13 protein-coding genes are annotated in these 18,095 nt (G+C 72.4%); 5 read left to right on the plus strand and 8 right to left on the minus strand.

Going from position 1 to position 18,095, the window contains the following annotated elements; genetic code table 11:
• Positions 1 to 45 precede the first annotated feature (45 nt).
• Positions 46 to 717, plus strand: a complete 672-nt coding sequence (locus ACIBK6_RS35965) for a DUF6445 family protein (protein WP_399056635.1) — start codon at positions 46 to 48, stop codon at positions 715 to 717.
• Between the two features lie 176 nt (positions 718 to 893).
• Positions 894 to 2,957, plus strand: coding sequence for a phosphocholine-specific phospholipase C (locus ACIBK6_RS35970; RefSeq protein WP_399056637.1), 2,064 nt, complete (start codon positions 894 to 896; stop codon positions 2,955 to 2,957).
• 64 nt (positions 2,958 to 3,021) lie between these two features.
• Here ACIBK6_RS35970 and metG read toward each other — a convergent pair whose 3' ends face one another.
• Complete coding sequence (metG, locus tag ACIBK6_RS35975) at positions 3,022 to 4,863, minus strand: methionine--tRNA ligase (protein ID WP_399056639.1); 1,842 nt, start codon at positions 4,861 to 4,863, stop codon at positions 3,022 to 3,024.
• Between the two features lie 280 nt (positions 4,864 to 5,143).
• On the opposite strand from metG, the gene ACIBK6_RS35980 reads away from it, so the two are divergent.
• On the plus strand, positions 5,144 to 7,378 hold the full coding sequence (locus tag ACIBK6_RS35980; RefSeq protein WP_399056641.1) for a glycosyl hydrolase: 2,235 nt from the start codon (positions 5,144 to 5,146) through the stop codon (positions 7,376 to 7,378).
• Positions 7,379 to 7,397: 19 nt separating this feature from the next.
• On the opposite strand, the gene ACIBK6_RS35985 is transcribed toward ACIBK6_RS35980, so the two are convergent.
• From ACIBK6_RS35985 to ACIBK6_RS36015, 7 genes are all read right to left on the minus strand, one after another.
• Positions 7,398 to 8,288: an NAD(P)-dependent oxidoreductase gene (locus ACIBK6_RS35985; RefSeq protein ID WP_399056644.1), complete on the minus strand. Its 891-nt coding sequence runs from the start codon at positions 8,286 to 8,288 to the stop codon at positions 7,398 to 7,400.
• Positions 8,289 to 8,472: 184 nt separating this feature from the next.
• A complete protein-coding gene (locus ACIBK6_RS35990; protein ID WP_399056646.1) occupies positions 8,473 to 9,243 on the minus strand; it encodes a hypothetical protein in 771 nt (256 codons plus the stop codon).
• A 35-nt stretch (positions 9,244 to 9,278) separates the two neighbouring features.
• Complete coding sequence (locus ACIBK6_RS35995; RefSeq protein ID WP_399056648.1) at positions 9,279 to 10,574, minus strand: VWA domain-containing protein; 1,296 nt, start codon at positions 10,572 to 10,574, stop codon at positions 9,279 to 9,281.
• A gap of 68 nt (positions 10,575 to 10,642) precedes the next feature.
• Positions 10,643 to 12,064 (minus strand): FAD-dependent oxidoreductase, encoded by a 1,422-nt coding sequence (locus tag ACIBK6_RS36000; protein ID WP_399056650.1) that lies wholly within the window; start codon positions 12,062 to 12,064, stop codon positions 10,643 to 10,645.
• Positions 12,048 to 13,247, minus strand: coding sequence for an MAB_1171c family putative transporter (locus ACIBK6_RS36005; protein WP_399056652.1), 1,200 nt, complete (start codon positions 13,245 to 13,247; stop codon positions 12,048 to 12,050). Before ACIBK6_RS36005 ends, ACIBK6_RS36000 begins: the two co-directional genes overlap by 17 nt.
• Positions 13,248 to 13,250: 3 nt before the next feature.
• Positions 13,251 to 13,781 carry a toxin-antitoxin system, toxin component gene (locus tag ACIBK6_RS36010; protein ID WP_399056732.1) on the minus strand — a complete coding sequence of 177 codons (531 nt, stop codon included), beginning with the start codon at positions 13,779 to 13,781 and terminating at the stop codon, positions 13,251 to 13,253.
• 231 nt (positions 13,782 to 14,012) lie between these two features.
• Positions 14,013 to 14,678, minus strand: coding sequence for a helix-turn-helix domain-containing protein (locus ACIBK6_RS36015; RefSeq protein WP_399056654.1), 666 nt, complete (start codon positions 14,676 to 14,678; stop codon positions 14,013 to 14,015).
• A 263-nt stretch (positions 14,679 to 14,941) separates the two neighbouring features.
• Here ACIBK6_RS36015 and ACIBK6_RS36020 point away from each other — a divergent pair, with 263 nt between their 5' ends.
• A complete protein-coding gene (locus tag ACIBK6_RS36020) occupies positions 14,942 to 15,709 on the plus strand; it encodes a hypothetical protein (RefSeq protein WP_399056656.1) in 768 nt (255 codons plus the stop codon).
• 230 nt (positions 15,710 to 15,939) lie between these two features.
• Positions 15,940 to 18,063, plus strand: coding sequence for a tetratricopeptide repeat protein (locus tag ACIBK6_RS36025; protein WP_399056658.1), 2,124 nt, complete (start codon positions 15,940 to 15,942; stop codon positions 18,061 to 18,063).
• Positions 18,064 to 18,095: the final 32 nt, after the last annotated feature.

An 18,095-nucleotide genomic window follows, 5' to 3' on the forward strand; every position in this document is an offset into this window, starting at 1 on the left:
TTTCATTGGAGAGTGGAAACGCGACCCGCCAGTATCGTCGGCCCCATGCCCCCCAACCGTCCGGTGCTGCCGGTCCTCCCCTATCGCAAGCCCAAACTCGGCCGGGACTACTGGGTGTTGGACGACGTGCTGCCCAACGCGGATGAGGTCAGGGCGCGTTGTGTGGCCAAGGACGACTGGGTGGAGGGCTATCCGTATAAGCCCGAGACCTGGCCGGGGCTTCGCACCATGCCGGGCCTCGCGCCCGCCGAACTGGCCCGGGTGGAGCGCCTGGTCAAGCAGCACACCGGCGCCAAGGAGCTGTGGCAGGCCACCGCCCCCGGCGGCGCGACCCTCAACCACAACTGCATCCAGGTCGTCGGCGCCGGCGAGAGCGAACCGCGCCCGCACACCGACTCGCGGGCGCTGTGCCGGTACGCGGCGGTGCTCTACCTCAATCCGCGGGCGCCCAAGGACTGCGGGACCAGCTTCTTCCGGCAGAGCCTGCCCGGCGGTGTACTGGGCGGCAACATGGTCACCGCACCGCACAACAATCTCGTCGAGGCGCTCGGCACGCGGTTCGTGCCGCCGGACTCCTTCACCGAGGACGTACGGGTCGCGCACCGCTACAACCGGCTGCTGCTCTACACCGCCAACACCATGCACAGCGCCACCGGCTACTGCGGCAGCACCATCGAGGACAAGCGGATGACCGCGGTCTTCTTCTGGATGGCGTAGGAACGGCACCCCGGCCGACGGCCGTGCTGAGGCCGCCCGCGCCACGCGTGGGGTTCTTTTCGCTTCCCGTACACCGAAGCGTCACAGTGACGGCATGGGGGCTTTCGCATCCCTGGGTGTTCTTGATACACCCCTTTCCGCCCCCTGTCCCCTCACACTTGCAGAGGCCCTCACTCATGGCTGAACTCAACCGGCGCCGGTTCATGCAGCTCGCGGGCGGCACCGCCGCCTTCGCCGCGCTGTCGCAGAGCATCGCGCGGGCCGCCGCCATCCCGGCCGCGGGCCGCACCGGCACCATCCAGGACGTCGAGCACATCGTCGTCCTGATGCAGGAGAACCGGTCCTTCGACCACTACTTCGGTTCCCTGAAGGGCGTACGCGGCTTCGGCGACCCGCGGCCCGTCACCCTGCCCAGCGGCAAGTCGGTGTTCCACCAGAGCGACGGCGGCAAGGAGGTGCTGCCGTTCCGCCCCAAGGCGGACAACCTGGGCCTCCAGTTCATCCAGGATCTCAACCACGACTGGACGGGCAGCCACAAGGCGCTCAACAACGGCAAGTACGACCAGTGGATCCCCGCGAAGACGGCCACGACGATGGCCTACCTGACCCGTGAGGACATCCCGTTCCACTACGCGCTCGCCGACACGTTCACCATCTGCGACGCGTACCACTGCTCGTTCATCGGCTCCACCGACCCGAACCGCTACTACATGTGGACCGGCTACACGGGCAACGACTCCACGGGCGGCGGGCCGGTCCTCGGCAACGACGAGAAGGGGTACGGCTGGACCACGTACCCCGAGCGCCTGGAGAAGGCCGGGGTGTCCTGGAAGATCTACCAGGACGTGGGCGACGGACTCGACGCGGCCGGCGGCTGGGGCTGGATCAACGACGCCTACCGGGGCAACTACGGCGACAACTCGCTGCTGTACTTCAACAACTACCGCAACGCCAAGCCCGGCGACCCGCTGTACGACAAGGCCCGTACCGGCACCAACGCCAAGAACGGCGACGGGTTCTTCGACCACCTCAAGGCCGACGTCAAGGCCGGCACCCTGCCCAAGGTCTCCTGGATCGCCGCCCCCGAGGCATTCACCGAGCACCCCAACTGGCCCGCGAACTACGGCGCTTGGTACATCTCGCAGGTCCTGGACGCGCTCACCTCCAACCCGGCGGTGTGGGCCAAGACGGCGCTGTTCATCACCTACGACGAGAACGACGGCTTCTTCGACCACGTCGTCCCGCCGTTCGTGCCCTCCGGCGCCTCCCAGGGCCTCTCCACGGTCGCGACAGGACCCGACTACTTCCCGGGCGACGCCGGCCACGCGGCCGGGCCGTACGGGCTCGGCCAGCGGGTGCCGATGCTCGTGGTGTCCCCGTGGAGCACCGGCGGCTACACCTGCTCCGAGACCTTCGACCACACCTCGATCATCCGGTTCATGGAGCGCCGCTTCGGTGTGCACGAGCCGAACATCTCGCCCTGGCGCCGTGCGATCTGCGGCGACCTCACCTCGGCCTTCGACTTCAGCCGTACGAACGCCTCGGCCCCGGCGCTGCCTTCGACCACCGCGTACATTCCGCCGGACCACAACCGCCACCCCGATTTCGTGCCCACCCCGCCTGCGACCGGCACCCTGCCCCGGCAGGAGCGGGGCGCCCGCTGCACCCGGCCGCTGCCGTACGCGCCCGTGGTGGACGGGGCGGCGAACGCGAGCACCGGCAAGTTCACGCTCACCTTCGGCGGTGGCGCCTCGGCCGGAGCCCAGTTCCTCGTCACCTCGGCCAACCGTACGGACGGGCCGTGGACGTACACGACGGAGGCGGGCAAGACCATCTCCGACACCTGGAACACGGCCTATTCGGGCGGGGTCACCGACCTCAGCGTGTTCGGGCCCAACGGCTTCCTGCGGACGTTCAAGGGCCAGGGCAAGACCGCGGGCCCCGAGGTGACCGCCCGCCACAACGCGCACACCGGCAACCTCGACCTGACCATGACCAACGCGGGCAGGGCCGCCGTCCACCTGAAGGTCGCGAACGCGAGCGTCTACGGAGGAGCGGCGCAGACCTTCACCGTGGCGGCCGGCGCGACCGTCAAGCACACGGTGAACCTGCGCTCCAGCAAGAGCTGGTACGACGTGTCGGTGACCTCCGTCGCCGACGCCGCCTTCCTGCGCCGGTTCGCCGGACACGTCGAGACGGGCGCGACGGGCGTGAGCGACCCGGCGCTGATCACGGCCTGATCTTGGCCTGAAGGACCGAGGGCCCTGCCGGAATGTCCGGCAGGGCCCTCGGCTCGTCTGCGGCTCAGGCCTCGTCGGCGCCGCCGAAGCGCTCACGGTAGGACTCCAGGTCCTCCTCCGTGATCTTCGCGAAGAGGACCGGCGGCACCGTGAAGGCGGTACCGGCCGGAACCGCGTCCAGGGCCCTGGCCTGCTCCGGGGTCACCCACGTAGCGGTGTCGCCGGTCAGCGCGAAGGCAGAGCGCATGGCCTGCGCCGAGGACGGGATGAACGGCTCGGAGACCACCGAGTAGAGGTGGATCAGGTTCATCGCCGTGCGCAGCGTCAGCGCGGCGGCCTCCGGGTCGGTCTTGATCTCCAGCCAGGGGGCCTTCTCCTCCAGGTAGGAGTTGCCCGCGGACCACAGCGCACGCAGCGAAGCGGCCGCCTTGCGGAACTGGAGCGCCTCCATGTGGCCCTCGTACTCGGCGAGCAGAGAGGCGATCTCCTCGCCCAGCTTCGCCTCCGCGGGCCCGGCCGCGGCGCCCGCCGGGACGTCGTCGCCGAACCGCTTGCGCGAGAACGACAGGACCCGGTTCACGAAGTTGCCGAGCGTGTCGGCGAGGTCCTTGTTGACCGTCGCGGTGAAGTGCTCCCAGGTGAACGACGTGTCGTCGGACTCCGGGGCGTTCGCCATCATGAAGTAGCGCCAGTAGTCGGCGGGCAGGATCTCCAGGGCGTCGTGCGTGAAGACACCGCGGCGCTGCGAGGTGGAGAACTTGCCGCCGTAGTAGTTGAGCCAGTTGAAGGCCTTGACGTAGTCGACCTTCTTCCACGGCTCGCGCACTCCCAGCTCGGTCGCCGGGAACATCACGGTGTGGAACGGGACGTTGTCCTTGCCCATGAACTCGGTGTAGCGGACGGTCTCGTCGGCCTCGTACCACCACGACTTCCAGTCGCGGTTCGCCGGGTCCAGGTCGGACCACTCCTTCGTCGCGCCGATGTACTCGATCGGGGCGTCGAACCAGACGTAGAAGACCTTGCCCTCGGCGGCCAGCTCTGGCCAGGCGTCGGCCGGGACCGGCACGCCCCACTCCAGGTCACGGGTGATCGCACGGTCGTGCAGCCCCTCGGTCAGCCACTTGCGGGCGATGGACGACGCGAGCTGCGGCCACTCCCCGCCGACCCGGTCGATCCACTCCTCGACCTCGCTCTGGAGCTTCGACTGGAGCAGGAACAGATGCCGGGTCTCGCGGACCTCCAGCTCGCTGCTGCCGCTGATGGCGGAGCGGGCGTCGAGCAGGTCGGTCGGGTCCAGGACGCGGGTGCAGTTCTCGCACTGGTCGCCGCGCGCCTTGTCATAGCCGCAGTGCGGGCAGGTGCCGACGATGTAGCGGTCCGGCAGGAAGCGGTCGTCGGTGATCGAGAAGACCTGGCGGATGGCCCGCTCCTCGATGAAGCCGTTCTCCTTCAGCTGCCGGGCGAAGTGCTGGGTGATCTCCACGTTCTGCTGCGAGGAGCTGCGGCCGAAGTAGTCGAAGGCCAGCTGGAAGCCGTCGTAGATCGCCTTCTGGGTGTCGTGCGCCTGCGCGCAGAACTCGGCGACGGAGAGCCCGGCCTCCTTCGCGGCCAGTTCGGCGGGGGTGCCGTGCTCGTCGGTGGCGCAGATGTAGAGGACCTCGTGTCCGCGCTGGCGGAGGTAGCGCGCGTACACGTCCGCCGGAAGCATCGACCCGACCATGTTGCCCAGGTGCTTGATCCCGTTGATGTACGGCAGCGCGCTGGTGATCAGGTGTCGAGACATCCTCGGATGCTCCTCTTTGTTCGTGCGTACGGCACCGCGGCGAGGCCACGGCGAACCCAGGTCGGGAGGCCCCCGGAGAAGAGGATCACGCCTGATGACGCCTCGACCGGTGGACGCAGCCATGCTATCGAACCGGCCGCACGCCTCTCGCCGGAGTTTCGCGGGCACGGCGCCGGGCGGAGCCGCGGGCACCGCGCAGCGGATCCGGCCCAGCCGCCCGCAGCGGAGGCCGGGGCGTCCGTCATGGCGTGAACGCGACAATCTTGAGTCCAACTACTGGTGTCACTACGGCAGTTGATGAACACTCTCTCCCCGTGCGCCCGATGCGTGCAGGGCGCGGAAGCCATCGGACAGCTCGTCCAGCTGACGTGCCCGGCCCCGCCGGACGCGGAAGGAGCAGGCCATGCGTGCGTGGAGATCGGGCAGGGCGCGGGTCACCGCCGCCCTGGCCCTCGCGATGGGCGGACTGCTGGTCCCCGGGGCCCACGCGGCCGGCGCCGGAATCCAGGAGAGCGACCAGGACGGCGGGCCCGCGGCGCCCGCCGAGTACAGCTACGTACAGAAGGCGGTCCCCGGGCAGCCGCTGCCCCGGCATGCCTACGACACCGCGGCGGCCCAGGCGGCCGCGCTGCACGCCACCCCCGGCACCTGGCGGCCGGCCGGCCCCACCAACATCGGCGGCCGGGTCGTCTCGCTCGCCCTGGACCCGAACCGCCCCGACACCGTGTACGCGGCAGCCGCCAGCGGCGGCGTCTGGCGCTCGGACGACGCCGGGAAGAACTTCGAACCCGTCTGGCCCGACCGGCCGACCCAGGCCATGGGCGCGATCGCCGCCGCCCCGGACGGCACCCTCTACGCGGGCACCGGTGAACCGAACCCCGGCGGCGGCAGCATCACCTACGAAGGCACCGGGATCTACCGGTCCACTGACCACGGCCGGAACTGGCAGCCGGCCGGGCTGCGCGACTCCGGGGCGGTGGGCGCCATCGACGTGGACCCGCGCAGGCCGCGCCGGGTCCTCGCCGCGGCCACCGGCTCGCTCTACACCGCGGGCGGCGACCGGGGCGTCTACCTGTCGGACGACGCGGGCACCTCCTGGCGGCGGGTGCTCGACGTACCCAACGGATACACCGGCGCCGTCGACGTGCAGCGCGACCCCGCGAACCCCGAGCGCGTGTACGCCGTCCTGTGGGACCACCGGCGCGTACCGGACCGGCGGACCTACGGCGGCACCGGCTCCGGCGTCTTCCGCTCCGACGACGGCGGCGCCCACTGGCGGCGGCTCGGCGGCGGCCTGCCCACCGCCGACTCCGGCCGCATCGGACTCGGCATCGCCCGCTCCGAACCCGGCCGCCTGTATGCGATGACCGGCGCCACGGACGGCACCTTCGGCGGCTTCCTCACCTCCGCCGACGGCGGCGACACCTGGTCCAAGCTGCCCGGCAACCCGGCGCTCGCCGACTCCCAGTCCAGCTACTCCTGGTGGTTCGGCAAGGTCTGGGTCGACCCCGCCGACGCCCGCCATGTGCACGTGGCCGGGGTCGCCCTGATGACCACCAAGGACGGCGGTACGACCTGGACGGCCGAGGAAAACGCCGTCCACGCCGACCAGCACGCCATGATCTGGGACCCGCGCCACCCGGGCCGCCTCTACCTCGGCAACGACGGCGGCGTCTACCGCTCGGACGCACGCGGCGACGGCGGCTGGACGAAGGCCGCGTACGAGCCGTGGACCCAGCTCTACACCGTGGCCGCCACCCCGCAGGACACCACCCGGCTGTCCGGCGGCGCCCAGGACAACGGCTCCGTCCGCTCCTGGGGCGGCCCCCGGTTCAACGAGTACCTCGGCGGCGACGGGCTGCAGAACCTGATCGACCCGACCGACCCGAACAAGGTGTACGCCTGCTACCAGTACGGGAGTTGCTTCCGCTCGACCGACGGCGGCACCACCCTGACCGAGTACACCGACGCGACCACCGCCGACCGCCGCAACTGGCTGACACCCGTTCAGTTCGACCCGGTGAACCCCAACACCCTCTACTACGGCGGCAATCGGCTCAACCGCTCGACCGACGGCGGCGCCACCTGGCAGCCCATCAGCCCCGACCTCACCGGCGGTCCGGGGCGCGACGGCTACCCGTACGGAACCATCACCACCGTCGCCGCCGCCCGCGACGGAAGGACCGTGTGGGCGGGCACCGACGACGGCCGGGTGTGGATCACGAGGGACCTCGGCGGACACTGGACCCAAGTCCTCGCCGGGCAGCCCTGGGTGACCCGCGTCGCGGTCGACCCGGCCGACCCGACGGCGGCGTACGTCTCCCTCTCCGGCTACCGCGCGGGCTCCGCCCAGCCCCATCTGCTGCGCACCCACAACGCGGGCGCGAGCTGGACCGACCTGTCGGGCAACCTGCCGCAGGCGCCGGTGAACGACGTCGTGCCCGGCGCCGGGGGAGCGCTGTACGTCGCCACCGACCAGGGCGTGTTCGTCGGCGCGGCGTACGGGCCGGGGCGCTGGCTCCGGCTCGGCGGCGGGCTGCCGCTGGTCCCGGTATCCGACCTCGCCTACGACCGTACGAACCACCGACTGGTGGCGGCGACCTTCGGCCGCGGCTTCTACACCTTCCGCACGCCGTAACCCCGCCCGCGGTGGCCGGTCACCGCTCGGCGCGGCCCGCGAAATAGCTCGCGATCATGTCCTCGTCGCCGTGACCGGCCGCCTCGGCCCGGGTGAACCGCTCGGCCGACGCCGCCGTCAAGTCGAGCCGGACGCCCGCCTGTTGGGCTGCTTCGAGGATCAGGCGGGTGTCCTTCAGGGCGGTGGAGAGGGCGAAGCTGGGCGTCAGGTCCCCGGTGAGGACGGCGGCGGCCTTGGTGTGCAGATAGGCGGTGTCCAGCGGGCCGCCCGCGATCGCGTCCAGGAACAGGCGGGGATCCACCTGGAGACCCTCGGCGAGCCCGAGGCATTCGGCGACGGCGCCGACCAGATTGATCACCCAGGTGTTGGCGACCAGCTTCAGCCGGGACGCCCCGCCCGGGTCGTGGCTCACCCAGACGGTCCGCCGCCCGATCGCGTCGAGCACCGGCGCGAGGCGCTCGCGCGCTTCGGGGGGTCCGGAGACGAAGACCGTCAGCTTGCCCTCCTCGGCCGGCTGCCGGGTGCCGAGGACCGGGGCGTCGAAGTAGACCACCCCCAACTCGGCTGCCCGCGCCGCCAGTTCGAGCGTGGCGTCCGGTCCGACGGTGGCGGTCTGGAGCCACAGCTGACCCGGGTGCAGTCCGGGGGAGGCGGCGCTGAGGGCGGCGGCGACGGAGGGGCCGTCGTTCAGGGCGGTGAGCACGACATCGGCGCCGCGCACCGCCTCGTCGGCGGCCGTGTGCACGGTGGCTCCGTCGTCGGCCAGCGCCTGGGCCTTGGCCGGGGTCCGGTTCCAGACCCGCACGGGCAGCCCGGCGCGCAGCAGACTGCGGGCCATGCCGGACCCCATGAGGCCGGTGCCGAGTACGGCGACAGCGGGCGTGCTCGAAGCGCTGGAGGCTGAGGACACGATGGACTCCTTGCGGGTGGTGGCGCTCGGTCGGGTACCTCCGAGTCTCGTACGAATGGGGTGGCGTGGGGGTGCAGGGCCGCGCCGGAAAATACGGGGCGGCTGCGACCGAGCCATCGGTTCATGCGGCTGCCCACCGCCCCCGGGGTGGGGCGGTGGGCAGCGAAGCGGTGCGAGGGCGCTCTCACACCCCGCGCGGCACGTGCGAGGGGCGGCCGCGGCCGCGGGTCAGCGCGTAGCCGCCCACGCCCGCGAGCGCGGCGAGGAGTCCGCCCACGCCGGTCCACACCCAGCGGTCGGTCCACCAGCCCGAGGCCCAGCCGCCGTCCGGCGCGGCCGCGGACTTCGCGCCCAGCGGAGTGGCCAGCTTGCCGTCGACCGCATGGGCGCCGCCGGTGTCCAGGACGGCCGGCTCGACCTCCGCCTTGAACGGCAGGCCGCGGTCGGCGTCCGGCAGCGAGACGGCCGTCAGCCGGATGTAGTAGCTGCCCGGCAGCGGGTCGTTCGACCAGGTGTCGGCCCAGGCCACGGTCGGCCGCAGCGTGCAGGAGAGCTCGACGGTGGCCGCGTCCTGGCCCGCGGACCGGGACTGCGTCCCGTACATGCAGGGCTGGCGGCGGCGCAGCCCGTCGTACACGTCGACGCGCCAGGTGGCGGCGCCGTGCCGGGTGGCCGCGTCCGGGAGCGTGACCTTGGCCGTGACCGTCGGGCGCTGCCCGGCGTCGGCGGGGAACACCCAGTACAGGTAGTCGCCGGTCGACGCGGAGGCGGTCGCCCGCTGGCCCTGCTGGACGGCGACCGCGGTACGGAACGCCGTGCCGGCCTCGGTGGGCGCCGCACCGCTCCTGGACGCGGAGGGGCTCGGCGACGGCGAGTCGGCGAGCGCGGGCGCCGCGCCGCCGAGGAGCGCCGCGCCCAGCAGCGCCGCCGTCGTCAACATCCGTACGGTACGCATCGGTTGGCCCCCGGAGTGAGAGGTGTTCTTCGGCATCAGCGGGTCCGCCAGACCGCGATGCGCCAGCGCGAGATCCAGCCCCACACCAGACCGGCGACCAGGCCGGTCAGCGCGAGGGCGCCGAGCAGCCACCAGCCCCGGCCGAGGCCGAAGGAGGCGACGTCCGCTGCGCGGGCCGGTCCGTCCACCACGTCGACGGCGAGCTCGACCGGCAGACCCGGGTCGGTCTTGACGGACGGCGCCGCCGAGAAGGAGTTGGAGACCTGGAGGCACACGGACTCGGGTGTCGACTTGCCCGCCGAGTCGCTGGCTGGGGCCTTGGGGTAGCGCAGCCCCGTGGAGATGAGGTCGGTGCGGCCGTCGCCCGCCTCCGAACCGCGCACGATCTCGCGGCCGCTCGCGGTCACCGCCCGCAGCAGCACGCCGTAGTCGGGGTTGACCTGCCGGTCGGCGCCGACGCTGACGGAGGCGCGCAGCTCCTGGCCGGGCAGCACGTCCACCTTGTACGCGCGGTGCTCGGCGAACTTCTCGCGGTCCGTGTACAGGCCGGGCTTGAGCTGCGGGGCGTTCTCGCAGCTCGCGGTGCCGGTGGTGGCGACGGGCACGGCGACCGGGTCGGCCGCCCGGTCCACCAACTGCTTGACCTTGCCGGTGAGTTGGTCGGCGTGCTGCACCGAGGTGTAGGTGCCGCCGGTGGCCTCCGCGATGCAGGTGAGCTGCTGGCGGGTCTTGTCGTCCGGGATCAGGCCGAGCGTGTCGATGGTGAGGTGGATGCCCTGGGCGGCGATGTCGCGGGCCACCTCGCAGGGGTCGAGGGGCTGGCAGGTGTCCTCGCCGTCGGTGATGAGCACGATCCGGCGGGTGGTGTCACCGCCCTTGAGGTCCTCGGCGGCGCCCTGCAGCGCCGGGCCGATGGGGGTCCAGCCGGTGGGTACGAGGGTGGCGACCGCGGTCTTCGCCTCGGTACGGTCCAGCGGCCCGACCGGGTAGAGGGCGCGGGTGTCCTTGCAGCCCACCTTGCGGTCCTCGCCGAGGTAGTTGGCCCCCAGGGTGCGTATGCCGAGCTGGACTTCCGGCGGGACGGCGTCGAGCACCTCGTTGAACGCCTGCTTGGCGGCGGACATCCGGGACTTGCCGTCGATGTCGGTGGTCCGCATGGAGCCGGAGACATCGAGGACGAGGTCGACCTTGGGCGCCGGCTTCTCGGCCGACTGCCCGTCGGGCCGGGCGGCCGCGGCGGCCGGGGGCGTGTCCACGGCCGGGAGGGTGCCGGTGGCGAAGGTGGCGACCAGCGCGCACACTCCGGCCGCCAGCCGTTTTCTGATGATCATCGCCGGATCCTATGGAAGAACGAACGAGGCCCCAAATCCCGGGACCCGGCGAGCGGCCGCGGCTGCCGCTACGGCGTCTTCTGCGGGCTTCGCACCAACGCGAGTTCACGGTCCGTCAGGGGAGGGACCGTCAGTTTCGGCAGTACGGGGCCGCGCAGGACCGCCAGCACGACACGAGGCCTGGCGAGCACCGCGAGGGGGGCCGACAGCGTCATCACCTCGAAGAGCGACCTGGTGACCGCGGGGTGCCCGGTCGCGGTCAGCAGCAGCCGGTCGACGTACCGCCGCAGCAGCCGTGCGGTGGGGCCGGGCTGCTTGCCGATGGCGCCGGGGTAGAGGATGTCCTGCCCGACGGCGAGGTCCCAGGCGAGGGCGACCGGTCGGGCGACTGCGCGCTGGACCCGGCGGGCGAGGCCGGGCGACGCGAGGCCGTGGGCCGCCAGGTTCCCGCGCAGCGCCAGCGCGCCCTGCGCGGCCACCGACATGCCGTGCCCGTAGACCGGGTTGTAGGTGGCCACGGCGTCGCCGAGCACGACGAAGCCGTCGGGCCAGCTCTTGACCTTCTCGAAGAAGTACCGCCGGTTGACGGTGCTGCGTGAGACCACCACGTCGCTGAGCGGTTCCGCGTCCGCGATCAGCTCGCCGACCACGGGATGCCGCACCGAACGGGCGAAGGCCTCGAACTCCTCGGCGGCTCCGGTCGGTTGGCCGCCCCGGGTGCCCGACAGGGTCACCAGCCAGCGGCCGCCTTCGATGGGCACGATGGTGGTGGTGCGGCCGGGAACCGGCTCGCGGGCGTCCGACTGCACGTTGACGAGCGGGAAGTCCGAGGCGCCCGCCGGAGCGCTGAACATCCGGCTGGCATAGGCGAGGCCCGAGTCCACCTTCTCCTCGCGCGGCTCGGCGACCCCGAGGCCGCGCAGCCACAGGGGGGCCCGCGAGCCGCGCCCCGACGCGTCCACCACCAGATCGGCTTCGTGGACCCGCTCCTCGCCGTCGGCCGTCCGTACGCGTACGCCCGTGACCCGTGCCGGGCCGCCCTCCAGGGAGAGCAGTTCGGTGTGGTGCAGCACCTTCACCCGGGCGTCGGCGACGACCTGCTCGCGCACCACCCAGTCGAGCAGATCGCGGCTGCAGGCGATCATGAACTGCATCTCGGGCCAGCGGCGCAGCCAGCCCTGCGACTGCATGGACACCAGGCCGGTGGGCAGCGCGATGCGCCGTGCCCCCGCCGCCAGCCACCGCTTGTTGACGCCGGGCAGCAGCTTCTCCATGGCGCGGGCACCGCCGGACCACAGCAAATGGGCGTGCTGGGCCTGCGGAAGGCCCTTGCGGGGGACCGGCCCGTCCGGCAGCCCGTCGCGTTCGACGACAGTGATCTCGTCGGCGTACCCGCTCAGCGCGGCGGCGGCCAGCATCCCGGCCAGCCCACCGCCGATCACCACGGCACGACGAGCGGGACCTCTGCGGGGGCTAACGCATTCGCTCATGGACTTCGCTCTCTGGCCTGGCCGCGTGCCCTGGGGCCGCTGCGGTATGGGGTGGCTGACGCAGGACGAGGGAGATCCGCACCAGATCACGCGTGCCCTCGGTGGCGGCGGGCTCGGCGTCCCGGGCCGAGTCCACGACCACGCCCTCCGGGTCGGCGGCGCGGGCCCGGACCGCCGTCGTCACCATCGCCGCGTCGGCGACGGCCTGCGCCTGCTCGGGATCGGCCCCGGCCGCGAGGGCCGCGGCGTGGGCGCGCGAGTGGACTTCCGGGTCGAAGTAGGGGTGCAGGGCGAGCAGACCGTCGTGGATGTCGGACTCGCGCCGGGTCAGGGACAGCTCGGCCGACGACCACCAGGGGATGCGGACCGAGCGGGCGTCGCGGGGGCTCACCTTGTTCAGCTCGCGCCACAGCGGCCCCAGTTGGCGGTAGGTGGCCCAGGTGTGCCAGCTGTCCGCGAGCCGTTGGCAGACCAGGGGCAGACAGAACCCCACCGCGCTGACCTGGGCGCCGCAGGAGGCCAGGATCGGCGCGGTGTTGGTGCTCAGCCCGTCCCAGTTCGCACCGCCCCACCGGGCGAAAACGGCGGCGAACTTGGCGATGGCGTACAGGGTGTTGAACGAATAGCCGACCACGATGATCAGCAGCCCGACCCGGAGCCAGCCGTGCACCTGAAGCGCCCAGCGCAGACACAGGTAGTTCATCATGACGCCCGACATGGTGATGCCCATGAGGTACAGCACGATCATCTCGCGGATGTACGGCGTGGTGGCGTAGTACGTGTCCAGATCGCGCAGCCGCTCGACGGGAGCGTCCCCGAGGACGAACAGCGTCACGAGCGCCACGATGAGCACGCTGAAGCCGACGCACCACCGGCGCGAGGTGCGCCGGATCTCCTCCGCGGGACCGCCCCGCCAGTTGACGATCAGGACGAGACAGGACGCGCTGAACGCGCTGAGCAGCGAATAGACCAGCGGGGCCGAGAAGTTGGCGACGCCGGTGAGCCGGTTGACCTCGCCGATGGTGGGCGGCGCGGCGAAGAAGAACACCAGACCGGCCAGCGCGAGCAGCGAGCAGACCGCGCGCATCAGCGGATCGGTCCAGGCCCGCACCAGCGAGGGAGTCTTGAACGCGAGGGCGACCCCCATCGCCGCGGCCGGGATGTAGTAACTCGACCCCTGCACGCCTCAGCCCTGCGGCCCGCGGTACCCCAGGGAGGCCTCGATGCGACCGGCGAGGATGTCGCGGCGTACCGGACCGCGCATGCCCGAACCCGTGAGCCAGGGACGGCACTTGCTGCCCAGCAGCAGGCCGAAGCTCTCCGCGTCCATCTCCTCGGAGAGGTGGGAGCGGGTGCGCGCGGCCACCTTGCGCACCGCCGCGTGCAGGTCGGCGCCCTCCGCGAGCAGCCGGGCGGCGACCGCGGCGCCCTCGACGTGGTGGCTGCTGTGGCCCGCGTTCATGTGCCACAACTCATGTCCCAGGATGACCAGTTGGTGATCGGGGGCGGTACGTTCCTCAAGCACGACGAGGTCGCGGTCGGCCATGTCGAGCCATAGCCCGCTGGCGGTGCCGGGCGGGAACGCGGCCGTACGGAACTCGACGGGGCGGCCCCGGCGTTTGCTCATGCCCTCGCACAGGGCGGCGTACAGAGCGGTCGGCTCCGCCGGGGCGGGGACCGTGATTCCCGCGACCAGCTCGCCGCACAGCCGGCGCATCTCCTTGCCTATGCCCACCGTTCTCCCCGCCAGCCGTTCATGGAGCAGCACTTCGTCGAGCAGCCCGTCACTGAGCAGCACTCTGCCGAGCCCTGCTCGATAGATCCAGTCAACATTGAGCCGGAGTTCGTTGAACTCGGCATCATTCCCAGGCCGAAAACGAACGGGCGGCCATGGCCGGGCAGCCCGGTGGACGCGGCGGGACGCCGCCGCGCCAGGGGGTGGGCCACCTCAGGACTCCGACCGCTTGACGCTCTCCAGGAGCATGTCGAGCCACTCGGTGACCTTGTCGCGGTGCTTGTCGGTGGGGAGTTGGGCGGCCCGCCAGGCGATGCCCCGCACCCCGTGGTCCTGGAGCAGCCGCTCCAGCGCGTCACCGCCCGGCGCGCCGGCGAGCGTCACCTCGCGCTCGCGGCCCGCGAGTTGCTGGAGCAGCTCCTGCTCGGTGCGCAGCAGCGCGCCGCCCAGTGCGTCGGTGTCGTCGGCGGTGAGGAATCCGGCGTGCACGCCGAAGAACCGCTGGATCGCGTCGCAGTGCTCCATCGTGGGGCGCCGGTCGCCGTTGATCAGCGCGCCCGCCTGCTGGCGCGACATGCCCGCGCCGTCGGCGATCTCCTTCTGGGTGTGCGGGCGGCCGTTGGGCTTGCGCCGCGTGCTGCGCAGCAGACCGAAGCGCTGCAGGAAGCGGGCCTGCAGATCGGGTTCACCGGCCGGCCGGCCTTCGAGCAGCGCGCCCACCACCTCGGCCGGAACGCCCGAGGCCTCGGAGAGCCGGTGGATGTCGAAGACCTCCGCATGACTCATTCCGAGCTTTCCGGCGAGCTCGGCCACCCGGGCGACGACGGCCGCGAGGGGGCCCGTGGCCGCCGGTCCCGGAACCAAGAAGCCGTCCGTCACCAGTAGTTCTCCTAGATCATGCGTGGTCGCTGGGCACAACAGTGGATGCTCCGGAGGCTAGCGGGTCGCGGCAACAACAACCAGAACTTGCCACATCTGTGGCGCAATTGAAGCTTCAGTGGGCTGGAATGCCACAATGCTTGACATCATCATAGCGGCGTATCAGGATCGCAACGCGGGGTGAAGATCGCCCTCCGAGCCCCGCGGCGGGCCCGAAGGCCGGCCGCCGCACTCGCGGGCCAGCAAGAGGAGTCGCGTACTCGATGGCGGAAGAATCGGTGGCGAAGGATTCGGTGACGAAGGTTCCGGCAGCGCACGCCCTGGTGGTGGGGCGCCCGTTCGCCCTGGTCCAGGAGCCCGCCGAACAGCAGGCGGCCGCGGGGGAGCGGGCCGCCGACGACACGACGACCGCGAGAACCGGCACCCCCGAGCTGCTGGACGATCCCGAGCTCGCGGCCTACGTCCACGACTACTTCGCGATGACGGACGCGCTGCCCTTCCCGTCCGTGATCCTCGACCAGGGCTGGGGCGTGGCCCACGCCAATCCGGCGTACGACGCGCTCTTCGGCGGGGTCGCTCCGCACCCCACCGCCATGCCGGGCCACAACTTCCTGCGCTTCGTCCTGTTCCACCCGGACGCGGCCGACGTGCTCGCCGAGCACGAGACCGCCTGGTGCCTGCCGATGCTGGCCCAGTTCGCCGAGGCGTACGCCGACGACGAGAGCGCTCCCGGGCTGCGCGACATCCGCCGCGAGATCGCCGACGACCCGATCATGGACGCCGCGTTCCGCCTCGGTCTCCCGCACTGGGTCAGGATGGTGGGCGACGCCGCGGTGCACCACGACGGCGCGCTGCGGCACCTGCGCCACCCCGACCCGGAGCGCGGCCGCACCGGCTGTCGGCTGGTCTGCGAATCCCCGCGGACGCTGCGGTCGGCCGGGCTGCGCCGGCTGACCCTGGTCCTGCGCGAGACCGAGCCCGCCCCGGCCCGGCGCGGCCGTGCCCACCTCAGCGTGGTACCGACCCGCTAGGCGGTCTTCGGGAAGTCCGGTGCGGCGCCGGTCCCTGAAGGGGCGCGGGTCTGGGACATCGTGCGGCTCCGCCGCGATGGGGGCCGACGAACGCCACTTCCCGCGGAGCGCTTGGGCGGCGTCCGGACCGTACCGTTTCGGCCAAACACCGGCCAACACGGTCTGCCGCAAAGGATGTTGCTAGCGTTGCCGCGGCAGGCGGGGGCCGTAGGTGAATCGGGGGGCGGGACATGCTGGATCCCACGTCGACGGCGGCCATCGCCGCCGTACTCGGAGCGGTCGGCTCGGGACTGGCCAACGAAGCGGGCAAATGGGCCTGGGAGACGGCCGGCGGCCTGGTCCGCCGCATCGTCGGCGGCGAGGTCCGCGCCCCGAGGGGGCGCGAAGAACTGGAGGGCGTCGCCCAGCAGGTGCACGACGCCGTACGACGTGACCCCGCCCTCGCCCGCGCCTGGACCGCCTTCGCGCGCACCGCCCCGCGCCCCGGCCACCCCAGCCGGGTGCCCGCCCTGCACGCCTCCACCCGCTTCTTCACCGACCGCGACGGCGAGCGCAGGGCGCTGAGCCGGGAGGCCTTCCGCAAGGCGGACGGCCGGCCCCGGGTGGCCGTGCTGCACGGCCCGCAGGGCATCGGCACCAGTGCCCTCGCCCTCCACTGGGGCTGCACCGAACTGCACCGCTTCCCCGACGGCCAGCTCTACCTCGACCTGCGCGGCACCGGCGCCCCCTCGGGCCCCGACCCGTCGACCGTACTGCGCCTGCTGCTCCAGCAGTTCGGCGTTCCGGCCGCCGAGATCCCGCCCGGCCGCGACGACCGCCAGGCGCTGCTGCGCGCGTGCACGGCCGACCGGCGGCTGCTCATCGTCCTCGACCACGCCCGGTCCGCCGCGCAGATCCTGCCCGTACTCACCTCCGCACCCGGCGTGTTCGTCATCGTGGTGGCCCGCCATCCGCTGCCCGGCCTGGACGCCGTGGGGATCCCGGTCGGGCCGCTCGCCGACAAGGACGCACGGCGGCTGCTCGCCGAGGTCGCCAAGGCGGGCAACGTGACGCTGGACCGGGCCGCTCTGCCCGCGGTGCTCGCCCGCTGCGCCGGTTCCCCCTTCGCGCTGCGCGCCGCAGCGGCCCGCCTGACCGCCCGGCACTGGCGGCAGGAGGCGCACCCGGTCGGCGACGCGGCCCGCACAGCGGTCGCCGACTCCGTCTACGCCCTCGAACCGGACGCGGCGCGTGCCCTGCGGCTGCTCGCCCAGCGCGACTGGCCCGCCTTCGGCGCGCCGATGGCCGCGGCCGTGCTCGGCCTCGACGATGCGGAAGCCGAACGCCTCCTGGCGGAGCTGGCCCACAGCCGCCTCGTGGAGAGCGAGACCGGCGGCAGATACCGCATCAGACCACTGATCCGCGAGTACGCCGCGACGGAGGCCCTGCGCGAGGACGGCCTGGCCGCCACCGAGGAGGCCGTGCGCCGCGCGATCCGCTGGTGCGTCACCTTCGCGGAGCCCGCGAGCGCGGCCGCGCTCCGCCAGGGCTGGCGCCTGGGCGGGCCGGGAGATCCCGCACCGCCGGACGGCGTGCGGTACGCCGATGCCGGTGAGGCACTCACGGCGCTGCGCGACGAACTCGGCAGTCTGCTCCAATCCATCGAAGCCGCAGCGGAGTTGGGCGATGCGGACGCCGTCTTCCGGCTGAACCAGGCGCTGTGGCCGGTGCAGCTGAAGATGGGCTGCCACGACGAACTGCTCCCCGCGCTGCGGGCCGGCGTGCGGGCCACCGAGGCCCGCGACCCCGACACCCGGGAGGCCGCCCGCATGCACACCCTGCTCGGCCTCAACCTCACCGAACTCGGCCAGTACCCCGAGGCCGAGAGCGCTTTCACCTCGGCCGCCCGAGCCGAGCAGGCCGCCGGTCACCTCCGGGGCCACGCCACCGCCGTCGAGTCACTGGGCCTGCTGCGGCTGCGCGAGTGGCGCTTCCAGGAGGCGTACGACTGCTTCGAGGCGGCGGACCGGATCCTCGACGGCATCACCGCCGACGGCGAGGGCAGCCGCGATCTGCCGCGCGCCCGCGCCCTGTTGGAGCGCCACCGGGGCCGCGCGCTGCGGGGCCTGGGGCGGTGGGAGGAGGCCGAGGCCCGCCTGGAGAGCGCTCTCGGCTTCTTCCGGGCCACCCGCGAGGCCTACAACACGGCCCGCACGCTCACCGACCTCGCCGAGACCTTCGACGCGAGCGGACGCCCCGCGAAGGCGCTGCCGCTGATCGACGAGGCGACGGAGGCCCTGCGGAACGAGCAGGCGCAGTACCACCTCATCCACTTGAGAGCGCTCCGGGAGCGCTGCGTGGAGGAGACGCAGTAGTCGGCGGGCGTCGGCCCGCCGGGGTCGCCGTG

The organism is Streptomyces sp. NPDC050485 (assembly GCF_044458185.1).
Classification (GTDB): Bacteria; Actinomycetota; Actinomycetes; order Streptomycetales; family Streptomycetaceae; genus Streptomyces.

Bases quoted from the DNA above. Each gene is read 5' to 3' on its own strand.
- metG (WP_399056639.1), bottom strand. From the start codon at position 4,863: ATGGCTGCGTCCACCGGTCGAGGCGTCATCAGGCGTGATCCTCTTCTC.
- ACIBK6_RS35980 (WP_399056641.1), top strand. From the start codon at position 5,144: ATGCGTGCGTGGAGATCGGGCAGGGCGCGGGTCACCGCCGCCCTGGCC.
- ACIBK6_RS36020 (WP_399056656.1), top strand. From the start codon at position 14,942: ATGGCGGAAGAATCGGTGGCGAAGGATTCGGTGACGAAGGTTCCGGCA.
- ACIBK6_RS36025 (WP_399056658.1), top strand. From the start codon at position 15,940: ATGCTGGATCCCACGTCGACGGCGGCCATCGCCGCCGTACTCGGAGCG.
- ACIBK6_RS35965 (WP_399056635.1), top strand. From the start codon at position 46: ATGCCCCCCAACCGTCCGGTGCTGCCGGTCCTCCCCTATCGCAAGCCC.
- ACIBK6_RS36010 (WP_399056732.1), bottom strand. From the start codon at position 13,781: ATGCGCCGGCTGTGCGGCGAGCTGGTCGCGGGAATCACGGTCCCCGCC.
- ACIBK6_RS36000 (WP_399056650.1), bottom strand. From the start codon at position 12,064: ATGAGCGAATGCGTTAGCCCCCGCAGAGGTCCCGCTCGTCGTGCCGTG.
- ACIBK6_RS35970 (WP_399056637.1), top strand. From the start codon at position 894: ATGGCTGAACTCAACCGGCGCCGGTTCATGCAGCTCGCGGGCGGCACC.
- ACIBK6_RS35995 (WP_399056648.1), bottom strand. From the start codon at position 10,574: ATGATCATCAGAAAACGGCTGGCGGCCGGAGTGTGCGCGCTGGTCGCC.
- ACIBK6_RS35990 (WP_399056646.1), bottom strand. From the start codon at position 9,243: ATGCGTACCGTACGGATGTTGACGACGGCGGCGCTGCTGGGCGCGGCG.